Below are 16,050 nucleotides of genomic sequence, written 5' to 3' on the forward strand. Positions count from 1 at the left end.
TCGAGGCTCACTCGGCGTCTCCCTCGAACGACGCCTCGTAGGCGGCGTGCCAGGCGCGCTGCGCATCCACGCCGGGGTGAGGCTCGGTGTAGACGTGCTCGAAGATCTTCTCCGAACTCGGGTCGGTGAGCTCGGCGACGCGGGCACGCGTGTCGGCGGCGAGATCTTCCGCCTCGGCGGCGACCTCGGCGAAGAACGAGTCGGCCACGCCGCGACCACGCAGGTACGCCTCGAAGCGCGTGATCGGGTCGCGGTGGCTCCAGAACTCGACGTCTTCGTGTTCGCGATACTTCGTCGGGTCATCGCTCGAGGTGTGGGCACCCATGCGGTAGGTGAGCGCCTCGATGAAGCGCGGTCCCTCGCCGCCGCGCGCCGCATCCAGGGCGAGCGTCGTCGCGGCGTAGCTGGCGAGCACGTCGTTGCCGTCGATCTGCACGCTCGGGATGCCGAAGCCGGCCGCCCGCTGATACAGCGGCGTGCGCGACTGACGTTCGACCGGCACCGAGATCGCCCAGTGGTTGTTCTGCAGGAAGAACACCTGCGGGGTTTGGTAGCTCGCCGCGAACACGTAGGCCTCGTTGACGTCGCCCTGGCTGGTGGCGCCGTCGCCGAAGTAGACGAGCACCGCCGCATCCTTCTCGGGGTCGCCGGTGCCGACGACGCCGTCGAACTGCATGCCCATCGCGTAGCCGGTCGCGTGCAACGACTGCGAGCCGATGACGAGCGTGTAGAGGTGGAAGTTGCCGGTCTCGGCCGGATCCCAACCCCCGTGGCTGAGGCCGCGCAACATCTCGATGAGACGCATCAGATCCAGCCCGCGGATGCGGCCGACCGCGTGCTCGCGGTAGGCGGGAAAGAGGTGATCCTGCGGCTTCGCGGCGAAGCCCGAGCCGACCTGCGCCGCCTCCTGGCCGGTGCTCGGAATCCACAGCGCGAGCTGACCCTGGCGCTGCAGGTTGCCGGCCTCGATGTCGAAGTGCCGGACGGCGACCATGTGTCGGTGGAAGTCGAGAAGTCGCTCCTCGGGGATCCCCTGGACGATCGGCAGGTACTCGGCCGTCGCGTCGTTTTCGACGAGGGTCCCCTCCGGCGAAAGCAGTTGAACAGTCGCCTCGGTATAGGACATGTGCCTACCCTAGCCCGGTGCTCGGAAGCGCCTGTGGGAGGGTCCTGACAAGCTCGGCCGTGGCATCTAGGAGTTTCTCCACAGACTCCGGCTCGCCGACGGAGACCCGGATGCCGTCTCCCGGGAACACGCGGGCGACGATTCCGTGCTCCATGAGCACCTCTCCGGCCTCGACCGTGTGCTCGCCCGTGGCGAGCCAGACGAAGTTGCCCTGCGGCTCGGGGATCCGGATGCCCTGGTTGGCGAGCGCCGCCGCGATCCGCTCGCGAAGGCTGACGAGCTCCGCCACCTGCCCGAGCAGTTCGGGTTCGGCGTCGAGCGCCGCGAGCGCGCCGCGCTGCGCCGCCTCGGTCACCGAGAGGGCGATCGCGGTGGAGCGCGCGGCATCCAGAATGTAGGGCGCGCCGATCGCGTAGCCGATCCGCAGCCCGGCGAGGCCGTAGGCCTTGGAGAAGGTGCGAAGCACCACGAGGTTCTCGTGATCGCCGCGCACCTCGAGGCCGTCGACGGCCGCCGGATCGGTGACGAACTCCGCGTAGGCCTCGTCGAGGATGACGAGCACCTCCTCGGGGACCCGCGCCATGAAGGTCTCGAATTCGTCGCGCGCGACGATCGTCGAGGTCGGATTGTTCGGGGTGCAGACGATGATCACGCGGGTGCGCTCGGTGATCGCCTCGGCCATCGCATCCAGGTCGTGGGAGCCGTCGGCGCGCACCGGCACGGTGACGCTCGTGGCACCCGCCACCGTGACAATGCCCGGGTAGGCCTCGAAGCTCCGCCAGGCGTAGATGACCTCGTCGCCCGGGCCTGCCGCCGCGGTGACGAGCTGGTGCAGGATCGACACCGAGCCGGCGCCCGCGTGCACGGCGTCGAGCTCGACGTCGTGGCGCGCGGCGAGCCGGACGCGCAGAGCCTGGGCGGTGCCGTCGGGGTAGCGGTTGACGCTCGCGTTCGCGATCGCCGCGGCGATGCTCGGCAGCGTCGGGAACGGGTTCTCGTTGGAGGAGAGCTTGAAGGCATCCTCGGCGGCGGGTCGGCCCTGACGATACGGAGCCAGCGCGGCGATGGCGGGGCGAAGCGAAACGGGCATGCGTTCAGCCTAGAGCCGCGCGCCCTGGTCTTCCCGGCCCCGCCTTTGCCACAATGAACGCATGGGACGACTCTTTCTCCGCCTGCTGATCAACACGCTCGCACTGTGGCTGACAACTCTGATTCTGGTGGACAACGTCTCAGTGACGTCCTTCGGTCCCCCGGACGACACTTTTGCGTACTTCCTCACGCTGGTGCTGGTGGCGGTGCTCTTCGGCCTGGTGAACGGGATCGTCGGGGGGATCGTGCGGGTTGTCGCGTTCCCGCTGTACATCCTCACCCTCGGCCTCGTCGCGCTCGTGGTCAACGGCCTGATGCTTCTGCTGGTGGCGTGGATCAGCACGCTCATCGGCTTCGGTCTCACGATCGAGAACTTCTGGTGGGGCGTGCTCGGCGCGCTGCTGCTCGGGGTGTTCTCGTGGTTGATCGGGATCGTGTTGCGCCCCTTCACGGGCAAGCGCCGCTAACCGGCACCGTTCTCGACGCGCTCGGCGCGGAACTCGAATACCGTCAGTTCGCCGCCCTGGTCGAGGTAGTCCTGCCCGAAGCGGGTGAGACGGGTCACCTCATCCTGGACGAGCGCTGACTCGGCGTCATCGATCATCCGCGCGGTGGCGGCGTAGCTCTCTTTCTGATGCGGCGGCACCGCGAGGTGCGGGAGCTCGTCGCCGGGGGCGAAGGCCCGGCGCTCGACGTGCACGAGCGCGTCGCGGCCGTCGGGTCCCGCCGTCGCCGGCACCAGGTCGTCGGTGTGGCGCACGGTGAGCCCGTGTACGCCTTCGGGAATCTCGACGTTGCCGATCGGGGCGCCGTAGGTCTCGAGTCCGACGGTGTTCCAGGCGCCCGACTCGGCGGCGCGCGCCGCCACGATGCCGCCTTGCGAATACCCGATGAACTGCACCTGGTCGGTCGCGGCGACTCCGGCCTCGGCCATCGCCGCCTCGACCGCGCGCAGCGATGCCGGACTCGTGCCCGCCACCCCCGCCATGTTCGCCGTCATGTCGAAGGGTTCGCTGCCGGTCACGTCGAAGGTGACGGTGGGCGAGACGTACACGGCCCAGCGCGCGGGCTCGCCCGGCGCGGTGTAGCGCTCGATCCGGATCTGGTTGGCCTCGTCGGGGATGCGCTCGAGTCGCTCGGCGCTGCCGCTCGGCGCCCCCTCCTGCGCCTCGGCACCCGACCGCACCGAGGTCTGGGTCAGCCGCACCGGCGTCTCGATGAGCACGCCGCGCGTCGCACCGAGCGCCATGATTCCGCTGGCGCCGACCGCGACGCCGGTGATTCCGAGCCCCTGGTCGCCGAGCGCGAGTGCGACGATCGGCGGGACTCCGGCTGCGGCGAGCACCGCATCGTCGCTGCTTGACGCGATCAACCGGACCGCCTCGACGAGCGAGGGGGAGCTGACGAGTTCGGGATGCGTGCGGAGGAACTCCGCGACGACCCCCTCCTCGGCGGGCTTCCCCCGCCCGGGCGTGCCCCGGCCGGGACCGCGCGCGGCCTCGGCCGCGTCGTGCGCGAGGATCCCGAAGAGGAGCGCGGGGTTGAGCACGAGGGCGACCATCACCGCGCGGGCGGCGACGCCGGTCGCCGCCCCGGCGAGCGCCGAAATGCTCCCCATCGCGCGATCGAGCAGCTCCTCGGTCGCCTCGTATCCCGCGGCGGCGAGCGTGAGCGAGCGGGTGAACGCCTCCGCGAGCTCGGCAACCCGCTCCAGGTGGTGCCCGGCCGCGAACAACTCGTCGGCGGTCGCACCGCCGCCCAGCCCGCTGCGCGCCGGCTCGTGCGCCGCCGCCTGGGCGACCAGGGCGCGGGCGCGGCGCGCGACGTCGACGAGGGCGATCCCGCGCTCGCTCAGGTGATGCAGGTGGTCGGTCGCGACGGCGACCCCGCTCCCGGCCGGGGAGCGGATGACCAGCTCGCCACCCGCCGGACCGTCAGCCATCGCCGAACCCGAGTGCGCGCGCCGCCGACTGCTCGGCGGCGGCCATCGTCGTCTGGGCGCTCGTCACCGCCACCCGGAGCTCCGCCTCCCGCGCGCGCGCCGCCTCCGCCGCGAGCCCGCGCCAGTTCGTCGTCTCCCACTCGGGCAGCTCGCGCACGACGTGGTCGAAGATGTCCCGCGCGGAGCGGATCAGTCTCAGCTGCTCAAGCCGCGCGCTCATCGCGCCGGGGTCGTCTGCCAGCATCCGTTCGCCTCCCCCGCGGATTCTGGCTCGATTCCCCCTGCCGATGGCGCGCGCGGACGAGTAGCGTGGGCGGCGGTGATTTCTTGCCGCGGTGAACGAGTCGCTCGTTCCACCCCTCGCACTGACCGACGGAGTGATCATGTCGTACGACCACGCACGTGGTGCGGCGTCGGTCTTTCGCATCTGCTTCGTCTGCACGGGAAACATCTGCCGCTCGCCGATGGCCGAAGCGATCTTCCGCTCCCTGATCGCGCGCGCCGGCTACGAGCGCACCCTGGCCGTGACCTCCGCCGCGACCGGCGATTGGCATGTCGGCGAGCGCGCCGACGAGCGAACCCTCGCGGCCCTCGCGGCGCGCGGCTACGACGGCAGTTCGCACCGCGCCCGGCAGTTCGACCCGGCGGACTTCCCCGAGTTCGATCTGGTCGTCGCGTTCGACCGCGGGCAAGAACGCATCCTGCGACAATGGGCTACGACCGAGCACGATCGGGGCAAGGTGCAGTTGCTGATGAGCTTCGACCCCGAACCGCATAGTCCGGTCGACGTGCCGGATCCGTACTATTCGGATGCGGCGCTCTTCGACAGCGTGCTGGCCATGATCGAACGAGCGAGTCTCTCGCTGTTTCGCCAGCTCGAACCCGGAATCCGACAGGGAGCCTGATGAGTCCTCTTCCCCCGCAACCCCTGAGTCCCCTCGACGGGCGCTACCGCCCCGTCGTGGAGGGTCTCGGCGAGTACTTCTCCGAAGCAGGGCTCAACCGCGCGCGCGTCCTCGTCGAGGTGGAGTGGCTCATCGCGCTCTCCGATCGTGGGATGTTCGGATCGACCCCCTTGGATGCGGAACAGGCTCGGCAGCTGCGCCGCTTCGCGAGCGAGTTCGGCGAGACCGAAATCGAGCGCCTGGCGGCCCTGGAGGCGACCACGCGCCACGACGTCAAGGCCGTCGAGTACCTCGTGCGCGAGAAGCTCACCGAGCTCGGTCTGACCCGGATCGCCGAGCTGACCCACTTCGCCTGCACGAGCGAAGACATCAACAACCTCGCCTACGCGATCGTCGTACGCGGTGCGGTGCACGATGTCTGGCTGCCCAAGCTGCGCGAGGTCATCGCGGCGCTTCACGAGTGGGCGGTCGCCGAGCGCGACACCCCGATGCTCGCCCGCACACACGGCCAGCCGGCCACCCCGACGACCTTCGGCAAGGAGATCGCGGTCGTCGTCGGTCGTCTCGAGCGCGTCCTCGGCCACGTCGAGCGGGCCGAGTTCTTGGGCAAGTTCAGTGGAGCGACCGGCACGTTCGCAGCGCACCTCGCCGCCGACCCGGACGCCGACTGGCGCGCCATCTCGCACGACTTCGTGCTGTCGCTCGGGCTCACCTGGAACCCGCTGACGACGCAGATCGAGTCGCACGACGGCCAGGCGGAGCTGTTCTCCCGCGTCAGTCACCTGAACCGCATCCTGCACAATCTGTGCACCGACGTGTGGACCTACATCTCGCTGGGTTACCTCACGCAGATCCCGCAGGCGGGGGCGACGGGCTCGTCGACGATGCCGCACAAGATCAACCCGATCCGCTTCGAGAACGCCGAGGCGAACCTCGAGCTCTCGTGCGCGCTCTTCGACTCGCTCGCTTCAACGCTCGTCACGAGCCGCCTGCAGCGCGACCTGACCGACTCGACGACGCAGCGCAACATCGGCGTCGCGTTCGGCCATTCGCTGCTGGCGCTCGACAACATCCAGCGCGGACTCGGTGAGGTCGCCGTCGCGCCCGCCGTGCTGGCGGCCGATCTGGATTCCAATTGGGAGGTGCTCGGCGAGGCGATCCAGACGGTGATTCGCGCCGAGGTGACCGCGGGCCGTAGCTCGATCGCCGACCCGTACGCGATGCTCAAGGAGCTCACGCGCGGGCGTCGCGTCACCGCGGCCGACCTGCGCGAGTTCGTGGACGGTCTCGACATCGGCGACGACGCGAAGGCTCGGCTGCGCGAGATGACGCCGTCGAGCTACGTCGGACTCGCGAGCGAACTCGTGAGCGAACTCGTGAACCAATTGGAGCACACGGAGCAGTAGCGCCGGGCGCTGGCGCCTAGTGCGCGCTCGGCCGGTCGTCCTCGTTCGGGTCGGGCATGACCTCGTTGCCCCCGGCCGCGACGAGCACCATCGCGAGCACGACGAGCGCGACCACGAACGCGCCGCCGGCGAACTGCAGGGCCACCAGCCATTCGCGCGTGGCGAGCATGACGCCGGCGCCGACGAATACGGCGACGGCCGCCGCCAATCCGACCAGCTCGAAGGGGCGGCGCCGGTCGCGCGCGCTCGGTGCCGTCATGATTCCTCCGTCGTTTCGGCCTCGGCTCGCGCGGCGGGGATCGCCGAGATCACCAACAGCAGCCCCTGGATCACGGCCCACGCGCCGAGCAGCCCCACCACCATGATCGATGCCGTCACGGCACCGCTGGCCTCGATCGCGCCGGTCCGATCGGCCACCTCCCACGGCTGCAGGTAGTCCGGCGGCACGACGAGCACGGCGAGGGCGAGGGCGAGGGCGAGTACCCCGAGCACGACCGCGTCGCGGGCCGAGCCGCCCGATCGGCGCACCCGGACGGCGAGAGTCAGATCGACGCCGCCGACGAGGAGCGCCCAGGCGCTCACGATGGCGACGAACACGGCGGGCGCCGCGACCGGGATGGCGAGCGCGGCGATGCCGGCCACCAGGGTGGCGACGGCCTGAACGACGGTCAGGCCGCGTCCGTCGTGCCGATCGGGGCGGCGTCCGCGCAGGGCGGCGAGCTGGATCGCGGCCGCCGCGACGGCGTAGGCGCCGAAGGCGATGAGTCCGAAGCCCGCCGAGTGGTCGGGGCTGAAGGTGATGACCAGGCCCAGGGCGACCGCGACGAGGCCGCGGCCGAGGAGAGGGAGGTCGACACGCGCCCGAAGCGGAGTGATCGCCGAAGCGGGCGACAACGAAGACACGGAGCTCTCTTTCGTCGAGACGGACCCGACGATTCTAGGCCGGTCGGCTGGGCTAGACCTTGGCCATGTCGCTGAAGCGCGAGTACATGCCGCTGAACGCGACACCGATCGTGTCTTGGCGACCATTGCGGTGCTTGGCCACGATGAGGTCGGCCTCGCCCGCGCGCGGGTGGTCCCGCTCGTAGGCGTCTTCGCGGTGCAGCAGGATCACGATGTCGGCGTCTTGCTCGAGAGAGCCCGACTCGCGCAGGTCCGACAGGGCCGGCTTCTTGTCGGCGCGCTGTTCCGGACCACGGTTCAACTGGCTGAGCGCGACGACGGGAACGTTGAGCTCCTTGGCGAGCAGCTTGAGCGCTCGCGAGAACTCGCTGACCTCTTGCTGGCGGCTCTCGACCTTCTTGCCGCTGGTCATGAGCTGGAGGTAGTCGATCACGACGAGCTTGAGCCCGACGCGCTGGCTCAGTCGGCGGCACTTGGCACGGATCTCGACGAGCGTCATGTTGGGGCTGTCGTCGATGTAGAGCGGGGCGTCGGCGATCTCACCGCGGGTGTTCGCGATCTTGTCCCAGTCGCGCTGATCCATGTTGCCCTTGCGCAGGTGGTGCATCGGGATGGAGGCCTCGGCCGCGAGCAGACGCATCGCGATCTCGCTGCGCCCCATTTCGAGCGAGAAGAAGATGGAGGGCATCTGGTGCTTGACGCTCGCCGAGCGCGCGAAGTCGAGCGCGAGCGTCGACTTTCCGAGACCGGGTCGCGCCGCGACGATGATGAGCTGCCCGCCGTGCAGGCCGTTGGTCAGTTCGTCGAGTTCGCGGAATCCACTCGGAACCCCGGCCATCTCACCGTCACGCCCGCGCGCGAGTTCGATCTCGTCGACCGCATTCGAGATCGCTTCGACGAGGGGGACGTAGTCTTCCGTCTCGACGCCGCCGGTGACGCCGTAGATCTCGGCCTGCGCGTTGTTGACGAGATCAGTGACCTCGCCTTCGCTCGCGTAGCCCATCTGGACGATGCGGGTGCCGGCCTCCACGAGTCGTCGCAGTACCGCCTTCTCGGCGACGATCGACGCGTAGTAGCCGGCGTTGGCCGCCGTGGGCACGAGCCCCGTCAGGGTGTGCAGGTATTCGGCGCCGCCGGCGCGCTGCAGGTTCGCGGTCTTGGTGAGTTCGTCGGTAACCGCGATGACGTCGGTCGGTTCGCCGTGCGAATACAGGGAGAGGATCGCCTCGAAGATGACCTCGTGCTTCGGGATGTAGAAGTCAACGCCGCGCACGGTTTCGATGACATCGGCCACCGCATCCTTGCTGAGGAGCATGCCGCCGATCGCGCTTTGCTCGGCGAGCAGATCGTGCGGCGGGGTGCGTTCACCCGCCCACGAGTCACCTCCGCCGCGCTGTTCGCCCGCGAGCCCCAGATGGGCGATCGACATGTCTCCCTCTCTCCGCTCCTGCCGGGTTCCGGCGAGCGATGCGTTGTCCTGTGGTCGAAGCCTAGGTTGCTCCGCCGACACCCCCCATGTGCACACGCACGGGTCGAGATGTCGGCCTCTCCCCGAGACCTTGGCAAGGCTAGGGAGCCGACTCCACGCCCGCCACGGGTGCTGTGGACGGGCCTGTGGACAATACGCGGGAAACGCCGTATTCGGTGTGAAGAACCTGTGGACTGTGCTGTGAGTAACTCGCCAGTTTTGATTCGGAAAGAGCCGCTGACCTGGGGTTTTTCCGTTCACACCATGTGTGTAAAAACATGTTTAGAGTTCCGGTTGAGACTTCGCCAGTTTCGCGGCCACCTGTGTACAGAACGGACTACCCCACGCCCAAACACGAACGGCGCACTCCCCAGGGGAATGCGCCGTTCGTGTGCGTGAACTACTTGGCCGAAACAACCTCAATGCTGAGGTTGGCGACCACGTCTTCGCGAAGTCGCACGGTCGCTTCGTGCGAACCGAGCGCCTTGATCGGAGCCGACAGCTCGACCGTGCGCTTGTCGATCGCGCCGAGACCAGCAGCCGCGACGGCGGCCACGACGTCAGCGGTCTTGACCGAGCCGAACAGACGACCCTCGCTCCCCGACTTCACAGCGAGCTTGACCGTCGCGCCCTCGAGCTTGGCCTTGAGGGCCTGCGCCTCTTCGAGGGTCGCGAGCTCGCGCGCCGCGCGAGCCGACTTGATCTGGTCGACCTGCTTCTCGCCGCCCCGGCTCCACGCCACGGCGAAGCCCTGGGGGATCAGGTAGTTACGGGCGTAGCCGTTCTTGACCTCGACGACATCGCCGGCGGAGCCGAGGCCCGAGACCTCGTTCGTGAGAATGAGCTTAGACATTCGATGCTCCTATCGGCCCGAGCCCGCGTACGGGAGGAGCGCCATCTCGCGCGCGTTCTTGACGGCGCGGGCGATGAGGCGCTGCTCCTGCACGGAGACACCGGTAATACGGCGGGCGCGGATCTTTCCACGCTCCGAGATGAACTTGCGAAGCGTCGCGACGTCCTTGTAGTCGATGACACCAACGCGGATGGCCTTCGCCGGGGCCGCGTTCTTGCCACCCTTGGGGCCGCGCTTGCGACGGTCTTGGCCGCCGCTGCTCTTTCCTGCCATGAGTTTTCCTTGAAGTGTTGACGTCTGATCCGAAGATCAGAACGGGGTCTCGTCGTTGTAGTTGCCGGGGCTGTTCCAGACATCCCCGCCGGATGCGGCACCGCCGCTGGCTGCCCACGGCTCTTCCGCCGCCTGGCCGCCTCCGACCGAGCTCTGCTGCGGTCGACCGCCGCCAGCGCCACCCGAGGTGCGGGTGACGGACGCCGTCGCGTAGCGCAGGCTCGGACCGATCTCGTCGACATCCAGTTCGATCGAGATGCGGTTGTTGCCGTCTCGGTCCTGGAACGAACGCTGCTTGAGCTTGCCCTGGGCGACCACGCGGGTGCCCTTCGTGAGCGAACCGGCAACGTTCTCCGCGAACTCGGCCCAGCACGACGCGCGGAGGAACAGCGCGTCGCCGTCCTTCCACTCGTTCGTGGCCCGGTCGAAGATGCGCGGCGTCGACGCGATCGTGAAGTTGGCGACCGCGCGACCGGACTGCGTGTAGCGCAGTTCGGGGTCGGCCGTGAGGTTGCCGACGACCGTAATGATCGTGTCCGGCATGACCTACTCGGCGTCCTTCTCGGCGGCGACCTTCGGCTTCTTGGCGGCAGCGGCGGCCTTGCGGGCGGCGCGCTGCTCGTCCTCGACAGCGATCTTGCCGGCGCGAGCGACGGCCTCTTCCGCACGCAGCACCTTGGTGCGCATGACGGCTTCGCTGAGCTTCAGCTGACGGTCGAGCTCGACGGTCGCTTCCGAGGTCGCGGTGAAGTTGACGACGGCGTAGATGCCTTCGGTCTTCTTCTGGATCTCGTAGGCGAACCGGCGACGGCCCCAGATGTCGATGTTCTCGATGGTGCCACCGTCGTTGCGGATGACATTGAGGAACTTGTCGAGACTGGGAGCGACCGTGCGCTCGTCAATCTCGGGATCCAGGATCACCATCATTTCGTACTGATGCGTCATTCACCCACCTCCTTTGGTCTAGAACGGCTGCAGACTGTCTGCAACAGGAGGGTGTGCATCGGCCCACGACGCCACGAAGCGTCAGGGCAACCTTCGTAGTGTAGACGCTTGTGTGCCGCGGCTCAACCGCGTTCGGCCCACCAGGCGCGCAATCGCGACTCGGCCTCCGCCTCGCCGAGCGCGCCCTCTTCCAGACGCAGCTCCATCAGGAAGCGATATGCCTCCCCGACGATCGGCCCCGGGCGCACGCCCAAAAGCTGCATGATCTGCTCCCCGTCGAGATCGGGGCGGATGGCGGCGAACTCCTCCTGTGCCGACAGTTCCGCGATCCGCGCCTCGAGATCGTCGTAGGCGGACGCGAGCCGGTGTGCCTTGCGGCGATTGCGGGTCGTCACGTCGGCGCGCGAGAGGATGTGGAGTCGTTCGAGTTGCTCGCCCGCGTCGCGCACGTAGCGCCGCACGGCCGAATCCGTCCAGACGCCCTCCGCGTAGCCGAAGAAGCGCAGGTGCAGCCTCACCAGTTCGGCGACCGACTGGATGACGGACTTGTCGAAGCGCAGTTCGCGCAGCCGCTTCGCGGAAAGCTTGGCCCCCAGCACGTCGTGGTGATGGAAGGTGACGGCGCCGCCCGGCTCGATCTTGCGGGTTGCGGGCTTGCCGACATCGTGCAGCAACACCGCCAGACGCAGGATCAGGTCGGGCTGGTGCCCCCGATCGTGCTCGAGTTGGATCGCGCGCTCGAGCGCCGTCAACGAGTGCTCGTAGACATCCTTGTGGTGCGCGTGTTCATCGATCTCGAGTCGCAGGGCGGGGATCTCGGGAAGAACGACCGCGGCGACCCCGGAGTCCACGAGCACCCGGATGCCGGAGACCGGATCGCGCGCGAGCATCAACTTGGTCAGTTCGTCGCCGACGCGCTCGGCCGAGACGATCCCGATGCGATCGGCCATCCCCTGGGCGGCGCGGAGCACCTCCGCATCGAGTTCGAATCCGAGTTGCGCGGCGAACCGCGCGGCGCGCATCATGCGCAGCGGATCGTCGCCGAAAGACACTTCGGGAGGGCTCGGCGTGCGCAGTCGCTTCGCCAAGAGGTCGTCGACGCCGCCCGTCGGATCGACCAGGACCGGCTCGCCGCCCGCACCCGGCAGCCGCAATGCCATCGAGTTCACCGTGAAGTCGCGCCGCACCAGGTCGTGTTCGAGGGTGTCGCCGAACGCGACCTCGGGCTTGCGGCTCGCGCCGTTGTAGTCGTCGCTGCGGTAGGTCGTGATCTCGACGGTGTGCCCGTCGATCCGAGCGCCGATCGTGCCGAATGCGCGACCGATGTCCCAGTGCGCGTCCGCGACCGGCGCGACGAGGGCGAGGATCTGGTCGGGCGTGGCGCCGGTGGTCAGATCGAGGTCGGTGACCGGACGGCCGAGGAAGGCATCCCGAATCGGGCCTCCGACAAGCGACAGTTCGTGTCCGGCGGCCGCGAACCGTTCCGCGAGGGTCACCAGCGTGGGCTGCTGCGCCAACTCCCGCAGGCGCACAAGGGCCCCGGCGACGCTCTCCATGAGGCCCGAGTCTACTGAGGTCGCGGCGTGCGTCGGAGTCGGCACCCGGCGTGCGCGGTCTACACTCGCCTCATGCCGGGCTCGAACGTCACAGGAGGACTTCTGTGCCGTTAATCGCCAAGCTCGCCCGTCGCGCCGCCGTGCTCGCCGCGACCGCCGCGCTCCTCGCCGCCCCGCTTTCGGCCGGCGCGGCCGTGTCGATCGGTGACGCCGCTCGGGCCCCCGCGGCCGGAACCTCGCAACTCGTCGTGGTCGTTCCGGTGATCGTGCCCGCCGACGCACCGACGCTGTTGGACGCCTCGCTCTTGGAGGAGTACACGGCCCCGGATGGGCTGCTCACCGCGCGACTGGATGCCGTCGAGGGGACCGGGGCGACGCTCGCGATCGACCCGCGCATCCTGGCGTCGATCCGGCTTCTCGGCTCCGGCGTTCCCGACACCGCGGCCGAGTGGCTACAGCGGCTGGAGTCGCTGCCGAACGACAGCTTCGTGCTGCGCTTCGCCGACGTCGACGTCTCCGGATTCGCCGAGGTCGACGCGCTCGAGGTGGCCGAGCCGCTGAGCTTCCAGTTCGCCGTCGACACCTCCCGCTTCGACGCCGTGCCCGAACCCAGCGAGTCCGGCACCGCCGAACCGGACGGCTCGACGGAGGCGGCCCCCACGCCGTCGACCACCCCCGAGCCCACCGCGACCGACGAGCCGGAGCCCGCGTTCCCGCCGACCGATGAGGAACTGACCGCCTGGCCGACGGGAATCGACGGGATCGAGTGGCCCGCCCGCGGCAACCTCTCGCCCGCCGGCCTGACCGCCCTCGGCGCCGCGGGCAGCTCCGCCGTCCTGCTCGACTCGGCCTCGCTCGGCGGATCCGCCGCCTCCCACCTGTCCATCTCGGGCACGAGCGTGCTCGCCTCGAGCTCCGATCTCGACGACCTGCTCGAAGCCGTCGAGGTGGGCGCGTTTTCGGCCGGTTCGGCGACGTCGCGCGAGGCGTTCCTGACGGTGCTGGATGACGAACTGGCCGCCTCGGTCGGACCGCTCATCGTGACGGCCTCGCGCGATGCCAACTCCGGAACGGAACGTCTCGCCTCACTGCTGCGCGAGCTGACGGCCCGCAGCGATCTGCAGCTCGTCGGGATCTCGGTCGCCCTTCAGGTCGCGCCGAGCACGGGTGCGCTGACGACCGGCGCTCTCGACGACGAACTCCGCGCCGCGCTGGACGAACTCCTCGGCGCCGAGGCCGCGGTGTCGCGGTTCGCGGGAATCGTCGCCGATCCGGAGGGCTTCCGGGCCGACCACCGCCTCGACCTGCTCCGCTCGCTCACGGCGGGAGCGCTCGAAGACCGCTCCGGCACGACCGAGGCAATCGCGGCCGCCACCGAGAGCGCCGAGCAGATCCTGGATGCCGTGCACATCGTCGAGGGGAGCGATCTTCTCGTCTTGAGCAACAGCACCGGGCTCCCGGTCACCGTGAGCAACGCGCTCGACGTCTCGGTGACCGTGACGGTCTCGGGCCGTCCGCTGCGTCCCCTGCTGCGCCTCACGGGCGGTCCCGTGGAGGTGACGATCGAGCCGGGCTCCTCGCACACGGTGTACCTCCCCGCCGATGCCGTGACGAATGGGGAAGTGACGGTGCTGGTGTCGCTGCGCAGCACGACCGGGCTACCGATCGGGGGCGACGAGACGCTCCGCGTCGACCTGCAGGCGCAGTGGGAGACCGTCGGAACGATCGTGCTGATCGGCCTCGCCGTCGTCTTCGGCTCGGGGATCGTGCACAACATCCTGCGTCGGCGCCGGGTGGCGCACGCCGCGGAGACGCCATCGGCCGACACCCCGCCCTCGGATGACTGAGCCAGGCGCGTCGCCGCAGCGGCCGGCGAATGTCCGACGCGCGAGCCTGCTGCTCGCCGCCGGGACGACCGTCTCGCGCATCCTCGGTTTCGTGAGCGCCGCCGTGCTCGCCTGGACGATCGGACTGAACAACGCGAGCGCGAACGCCTTCGCGATCGCCAACACCCTGCCGAACAACATCCTCTTGCTGATCGCCGGCGGCTTCCTCTCGGCGGTGCTCGTGCCGCAGATCGTGAAGGCCGGCCTCCACACCGACGGCGGGCAGCGTTTCATCAACCGGCTCGTGACGCTCGGCATCGTCGTGTTCCTCGGCGTGACGATCCTGGCGACGCTCGGCGCCCCGCTGCTGGTCGGGCTCTACACCTTCGCCGACGACGCGCTCGACTCCTCCGGCACCGCGCTTGCCGTGGTCCTCGCCTACTGGTGCCTGCCGCAGATCTTCTTCTACGCCCTCTACAGCCTGCTGAGCGAGGTGTTGAACGCGCGCGGGGTGTTCGGGCCCTACGCCTGGGCGCCCGTCATCAACAACGTGGTGGCGATCGCAGGGCTGCTGATCTTCGCGGCGCTGTTCGGCGTCGCTCCCGCCCACGACGATCCCGCGGGCTGGAGTTCGGCCGAGGTGATCGTCCTCGCGGGTGGTGCGACGCTCGGCGTGGTCGCGCAGGCCGTGATCCTGATGATCTTCTGGCACCGCTCGGGGTTGCGCTACCGCCCGGACTTCCGCTGGCGCGGCGTCGGACTTGGCACCGCGGGCCGTGCGGCCGGCTGGGCGTTCGGCATGATCGTGATCAACCAGCTGGCGGGCATCGTGCAGGTCAACTTGGCGCTCACCGCGGGCGAGACGGATGCCTCCGTCAATGCGCTCCGCGTCACCTGGGCGATTTTCGTGCTGCCACACTCCCTCATCACGGTGTCGATCGCGACCCCGTACTTCACGCGGATGAGCGGGCACGTGCGCGACGGCAACCTCGCCGCGGTGCGCGCCGACCTCTCGACCTCGCTGCGCACGGTGGTGCTGCTCACGGTCGGCGCCGGGACGGCCCTCGCGGCCGCCGCACTGCCCTTCCTGCGCCTGTTCTCGGGCGACGCCGGTGAGCTCAACAGCACCGCCTTCGTGCTCATGGCGTACCTGCTCGGTCTCGGATCGTTCAGTGCGATCTACCTGGTGCATCGCGCCTTCTACGCCCTCGGGGACACCCGCACGCCGTTCATGATCCAGATCATCCAGTCGGTGCTCTTCGTGGCCGGCGCGAGCGTGATCGCCTTCGCGAGCCCGGGTGAGTGGGTGGCGGCGGGAATCGCCGCGGTCACCTCGGTCGTGGGCGGCATCCAGGCGGTCATCGCCGCGCTGGTGCTGCGCCGGCGCCTCGCGGTGCCGGGATCACGCCTCGGCGGCGCCCGCGTCGCACGTCGCTTCGGCGCGTTCGCGGTCGCCGCCGTTCCCGCCTTCGGCGCCGGGTTGCTCGTGCTGTGGCTCCTCGGCGGCGTTCAGTTCGGCGGCCCGACGTTCCTCGCCGCGGGCGCCGGGTTCGCCCTGGCGACTCCGCTGACCGCAATTGTCGCGGTCGCGGCCGTCGGACTTGTCAGTCTCGCCGTGTACCTCGGCGTGCTCGCCGCGCTCGGGCTTCCCGAGGTGCGTGAGCTCGCCCGCCAGTCGATCGAGCTGCTGCGGCGCCGCGCCGGCACCCGCTCGTAGCCTGCCGTTCACGAGCGGGGAATGCGCCGAACCTAGGATGG

The 16,050-nt window shown here is 69.4% G+C and carries 17 protein-coding genes; 5 read left to right on the plus strand and 12 right to left on the minus strand.

What is annotated here, in order from left to right:
• Window positions 1-7: 7 nt before the first annotated feature.
• Both QZ258_RS04920 and QZ258_RS04925 read right to left on the minus strand, forming a co-directional pair.
• On the minus strand, window positions 8-1,126 hold the full coding sequence (locus QZ258_RS04920) for a thiamine pyrophosphate-dependent enzyme (RefSeq protein WP_294179571.1): 1,119 nt from the start codon (window positions 1,124-1,126) through the stop codon (window positions 8-10).
• 4 nt (window positions 1,127-1,130) lie between these two features.
• Window positions 1,131-2,216 carry a histidinol-phosphate transaminase gene (locus QZ258_RS04925; RefSeq protein ID WP_294179574.1) on the minus strand — a complete coding sequence of 362 codons (1,086 nt, stop codon included), beginning with the start codon at window positions 2,214-2,216 and terminating at the stop codon, window positions 1,131-1,133.
• A 61-nt stretch (window positions 2,217-2,277) separates the two neighbouring features.
• On the opposite strand from QZ258_RS04925, the gene QZ258_RS04930 reads away from it, so the two are divergent.
• Complete coding sequence (locus QZ258_RS04930; protein ID WP_294179576.1) at window positions 2,278-2,682, plus strand: phage holin family protein; 405 nt, start codon at window positions 2,278-2,280, stop codon at window positions 2,680-2,682.
• Here the strand turns inward: QZ258_RS04930 and QZ258_RS04935 are convergent.
• Both QZ258_RS04935 and QZ258_RS04940 read right to left on the minus strand, forming a co-directional pair.
• Complete coding sequence (locus QZ258_RS04935; protein WP_294179578.1) at window positions 2,679-4,157, minus strand: hypothetical protein; 1,479 nt, start codon at window positions 4,155-4,157, stop codon at window positions 2,679-2,681. The two genes, QZ258_RS04930 and QZ258_RS04935, sit on opposite strands and share 4 nt — an antisense overlap.
• Window positions 4,150-4,401, minus strand: a complete 252-nt coding sequence (locus tag QZ258_RS04940; RefSeq protein ID WP_294179579.1) for a hypothetical protein — start codon at window positions 4,399-4,401, stop codon at window positions 4,150-4,152. The genes QZ258_RS04935 and QZ258_RS04940 overlap by 8 nt, the downstream gene beginning before the upstream one ends.
• 139 nt (window positions 4,402-4,540) lie before the next feature.
• Between QZ258_RS04940 and QZ258_RS04945 the strand changes: the two genes are divergently transcribed.
• Both QZ258_RS04945 and purB read left to right on the plus strand, forming a co-directional pair.
• Window positions 4,541-5,062: a low molecular weight protein-tyrosine-phosphatase gene (locus QZ258_RS04945; RefSeq protein ID WP_294179635.1), complete on the plus strand. Its 522-nt coding sequence runs from the start codon at window positions 4,541-4,543 to the stop codon at window positions 5,060-5,062.
• The gene (gene purB / locus QZ258_RS04950; RefSeq protein WP_294179580.1) at window positions 5,062-6,468 is read left to right on the plus strand and encodes an adenylosuccinate lyase; all 1,407 of its coding nucleotides are present in this window, start codon (window positions 5,062-5,064) and stop codon (window positions 6,466-6,468) included. Before QZ258_RS04945 ends, purB begins: the two co-directional genes overlap by 1 nt.
• A 16-nt stretch (window positions 6,469-6,484) precedes the next feature.
• Here the strand turns inward: purB and QZ258_RS04955 are convergent, their stop codons facing one another.
• From QZ258_RS04955 to QZ258_RS04990, 8 genes are all read right to left on the minus strand, one after another.
• Window positions 6,485-6,727 carry a hypothetical protein gene (locus QZ258_RS04955; RefSeq protein WP_294179581.1) on the minus strand — a complete coding sequence of 81 codons (243 nt, stop codon included), beginning with the start codon at window positions 6,725-6,727 and terminating at the stop codon, window positions 6,485-6,487.
• Window positions 6,724-7,371: a DUF308 domain-containing protein gene (locus tag QZ258_RS04960; protein WP_294179582.1), complete on the minus strand. Its 648-nt coding sequence runs from the start codon at window positions 7,369-7,371 to the stop codon at window positions 6,724-6,726. Before QZ258_RS04960 ends, QZ258_RS04955 begins: the two co-directional genes overlap by 4 nt.
• 52 nt (window positions 7,372-7,423) lie before the next feature.
• Window positions 7,424-8,800 carry a replicative DNA helicase gene (gene dnaB / locus QZ258_RS04965; RefSeq protein WP_294179583.1) on the minus strand — a complete coding sequence of 459 codons (1,377 nt, stop codon included), beginning with the start codon at window positions 8,798-8,800 and terminating at the stop codon, window positions 7,424-7,426.
• Window positions 8,801-9,239: 439 nt separating this feature from the next.
• Complete coding sequence (rplI, locus tag QZ258_RS04970; RefSeq protein ID WP_294179585.1) at window positions 9,240-9,692, minus strand: 50S ribosomal protein L9; 453 nt, start codon at window positions 9,690-9,692, stop codon at window positions 9,240-9,242.
• Between the two features lie 9 nt (window positions 9,693-9,701).
• The gene (gene rpsR, locus QZ258_RS04975) at window positions 9,702-9,965 is read right to left on the minus strand and encodes a 30S ribosomal protein S18 (RefSeq protein ID WP_294179586.1); all 264 of its coding nucleotides are present in this window, start codon (window positions 9,963-9,965) and stop codon (window positions 9,702-9,704) included.
• Between the two features lie 36 nt (window positions 9,966-10,001).
• Window positions 10,002-10,508, minus strand: a complete 507-nt coding sequence (locus tag QZ258_RS04980) for a single-stranded DNA-binding protein (RefSeq protein ID WP_294179587.1) — start codon at window positions 10,506-10,508, stop codon at window positions 10,002-10,004.
• Between the two features lie 3 nt (window positions 10,509-10,511).
• Entirely contained in the window at window positions 10,512-10,910 is a 399-nt protein-coding gene (gene rpsF, locus QZ258_RS04985) for a 30S ribosomal protein S6 (RefSeq protein ID WP_294179588.1), read from the minus strand.
• Window positions 10,911-11,032: 122 nt separating this feature from the next.
• On the minus strand, window positions 11,033-12,466 hold the full coding sequence (locus tag QZ258_RS04990) for a CCA tRNA nucleotidyltransferase (protein WP_294179589.1): 1,434 nt from the start codon (window positions 12,464-12,466) through the stop codon (window positions 11,033-11,035).
• A gap of 104 nt (window positions 12,467-12,570) precedes the next feature.
• Here QZ258_RS04990 and QZ258_RS04995 point away from each other — a divergent pair, with 104 nt between their 5' ends.
• Together QZ258_RS04995 and murJ are read left to right on the plus strand one after the other, a co-directional pair.
• Window positions 12,571-14,313: a DUF6049 family protein gene (locus QZ258_RS04995; protein ID WP_294179590.1), complete on the plus strand. Its 1,743-nt coding sequence runs from the start codon at window positions 12,571-12,573 to the stop codon at window positions 14,311-14,313.
• Complete coding sequence (gene murJ, locus QZ258_RS05000) at window positions 14,306-16,009, plus strand: murein biosynthesis integral membrane protein MurJ (protein WP_294179591.1); 1,704 nt, start codon at window positions 14,306-14,308, stop codon at window positions 16,007-16,009. Before QZ258_RS04995 ends, murJ begins: the two co-directional genes overlap by 8 nt.
• Window positions 16,010-16,050: the final 41 nt, after the last annotated feature.

The organism is uncultured Schumannella sp., from assembly GCF_905479755.1.
Taxonomy (GTDB): Bacteria; Actinomycetota; Actinomycetes; order Actinomycetales; family Microbacteriaceae; genus DCRR01.

Coding starts and splice junctions, on each gene's coding strand:
- QZ258_RS04920 (WP_294179571.1), bottom strand. CDS start 1,126: ATGTCCTATACCGAGGCGACTGTTCAACTGCTTTCGCCGGAGGGGACC.
- QZ258_RS04925 (WP_294179574.1), bottom strand. CDS start 2,216: ATGCCCGTTTCGCTTCGCCCCGCCATCGCCGCGCTGGCTCCGTATCGT.
- QZ258_RS04930 (WP_294179576.1), top strand. CDS start 2,278: ATGGGACGACTCTTTCTCCGCCTGCTGATCAACACGCTCGCACTGTGG.
- QZ258_RS04935 (WP_294179578.1), bottom strand. CDS start 4,157: ATGGCTGACGGTCCGGCGGGTGGCGAGCTGGTCATCCGCTCCCCGGCC.
- QZ258_RS04940 (WP_294179579.1), bottom strand. CDS start 4,401: ATGCTGGCAGACGACCCCGGCGCGATGAGCGCGCGGCTTGAGCAGCTG.
- QZ258_RS04945 (WP_294179635.1), top strand. CDS start 4,541: ATGTCGTACGACCACGCACGTGGTGCGGCGTCGGTCTTTCGCATCTGC.
- purB (WP_294179580.1), top strand. CDS start 5,062: ATGAGTCCTCTTCCCCCGCAACCCCTGAGTCCCCTCGACGGGCGCTAC.
- QZ258_RS04955 (WP_294179581.1), bottom strand. CDS start 6,727: ATGACGGCACCGAGCGCGCGCGACCGGCGCCGCCCCTTCGAGCTGGTC.
- dnaB (WP_294179583.1), bottom strand. CDS start 8,800: ATGTCGATCGCCCATCTGGGGCTCGCGGGCGAACAGCGCGGCGGAGGT.
- rplI (WP_294179585.1), bottom strand. CDS start 9,692: ATGTCTAAGCTCATTCTCACGAACGAGGTCTCGGGCCTCGGCTCCGCC.
- rpsR (WP_294179586.1), bottom strand. CDS start 9,965: ATGGCAGGAAAGAGCAGCGGCGGCCAAGACCGTCGCAAGCGCGGCCCC.
- QZ258_RS04980 (WP_294179587.1), bottom strand. CDS start 10,508: ATGCCGGACACGATCATTACGGTCGTCGGCAACCTCACGGCCGACCCC.
- rpsF (WP_294179588.1), bottom strand. CDS start 10,910: ATGACGCATCAGTACGAAATGATGGTGATCCTGGATCCCGAGATTGAC.
- QZ258_RS04990 (WP_294179589.1), bottom strand. CDS start 12,466: ATGGAGAGCGTCGCCGGGGCCCTTGTGCGCCTGCGGGAGTTGGCGCAG.
- murJ (WP_294179591.1), top strand. CDS start 14,306: ATGACTGAGCCAGGCGCGTCGCCGCAGCGGCCGGCGAATGTCCGACGC.